The organism is Streptomyces sp. WAC06614, assembly GCF_003949795.1.
Lineage (GTDB): Bacteria > Actinomycetota > Actinomycetes > Streptomycetales > Streptomycetaceae > Streptomyces.
The window spans coordinates 1-1,524 of the sequence record NZ_RPRY01000646.1 but is presented as its reverse complement, the minus strand read 5'-3'; the positions used below and the strand labels follow the sequence as shown (position 1 = coordinate 1,524).

Annotated in this window: 2 protein-coding genes; both read right to left on the bottom strand. The window is 72.3% G+C overall.

Annotated features, from left to right (window positions below):
* Positions 1-32: 32 nt before the first annotated feature.
* Positions 33-293, bottom strand: coding sequence for a mycoredoxin (locus EF918_RS35600; RefSeq protein ID WP_125652963.1), 261 nt, complete (start codon positions 291-293; stop codon positions 33-35).
* Between the two features lie 152 nt (positions 294-445).
* Entirely contained in the window at positions 446-1,387 is a 942-nt protein-coding gene (gene nudC / locus EF918_RS35595) for an NAD(+) diphosphatase (RefSeq protein ID WP_260611008.1), read from the bottom strand.
* Positions 1,388-1,524: the final 137 nt, after the last annotated feature.

Genomic DNA, 1,524 nt, shown 5'->3' with positions numbered 1-1,524 from the left:
GGCCGGTCAGGGGGCGTGCGGTGGGGAGGGGGTCAGACCGCCAGGGCCTGCTGGACCTGGGCCAGGCTCGGGTTGGTCATGACCGACTCGGCGCCCGAGGGGGAGACGATGAGGACCGTCGGCACGGTCTGGTTGCCACCGTTGGCCTTCTCGACGAAGGCCGCGGACTCCGGGTCCTGCTCGATGTTGATCTCGGTGTACGCGATGCCTTCCCGGTCCAGCTGGGACTTCAGCCGACGGCAGTAGCCGCACCAGGTCGTGCTGTACATCGTCACGGAACCCTTGTCCTGCATGGCGGGGGCCTCTCCTTCTCGGGGTTGCTCGGGGTTGTTCGGGGTCTCGCCCGAGGGGTGTCGTTACGTCCGGGTAGTCGAACACCGGGAACGGCCCGGACCATTCCCGGGCCCTTCCCGGACGGTCGTTCCCGGACCGCTCCCGGCCTCGTTCAGCCGGCCGTCGGTCGGGGCAGCGGCTCGCCGTACCAGAGCTCGACCAGGCGGGCCGCGATCGAGATGCCCGACGGGGGAAGGACCTCGCCCGCCTCGATCGCCCGGCGCAGGTCCTCGCGGGAGAACCAGCGGGCCTCCTGGATCTCCTCGCCGTCCACCGTGATCTGCGAGGAGACCGCCCGGGCGGTGAAGCCCAGCATCAGGCTGTACGGGAACGGCCAGGGCTGGCTCGCGACGTACTCGACCGAGCCGATCCGTACGCCCGCCTCCTCCCAGACCTCGCGGACCACCGACTGCTCGATGGACTCACCGGGCTCGACGAAGCCGGCCAGGGTGGAGAAGCGGCCCTCGGGCCAGTGCACCTGGCGGCCCAGCAGCGCCCGGTCGTGCTCGTCGGTGACCAGCATGATCACGGCCGGGTCGGTGCGCGGGTAGTGCTCGGCGCCGCAGCCCGGGCAGCGGCGGATGTGCCCGGCCGCGGCGACCACGGTGCGTTCGCCGCAGCGGGAGCAGAAGCGGTGCATGCGCTGCCAGTTCTCCAGCGCCACGGCGTGCACCATCAGGGCGGCGTCGCGGGGGCCGAGCAGCAGCCCGGCCTCGCGCAGGCCCGCCGGGCGGGCCGACTGGTCCATCCGGCCGGGCAGGGCGTCCTTCTGGAGGGCGAAGTAGCTGACGCCGTCCTCGTCGGTGCCGAGGAAGTACCGGTGGGTCTCGGTCACCGGGGCCTCGAAGGCCGGCGTCATCACGATCTCCGTGTCCCCCTCGGGGGTGTCGTCGATCAGGACCTGGCCGCCGGAGACGACGAAGACCCGCGTCGTCGGGTGGCTCCAGGCCGCGGCGAGCCAGGCCTCGTCGAGGCGGTGGTGCGCGGCACGGTCGATCCCGCTGGGCGCGGTGAGCGGGATGGGGCGGGCGACGTGCTCAAGCGAGGTGCTCACTGGTACTTCCAACTCCCCCGGATGAATGGACGACGGGCGGCGGGCGCCGGGCGGACAGGCGCGGGACGGACGGACGGGCGGGCGCCGCCCGTCGTCCATTCATCCGGGGGAGTTGGAAGTACCAGTGAGCACCTCGC

Excerpts from the sequence above, each read along its gene's own strand:
- EF918_RS35600 (WP_125652963.1), bottom strand. The coding sequence starts at position 293 with ATGCAGGACAAGGGTTCCGTGACGATGTACAGCACGACCTGGTGCGGC.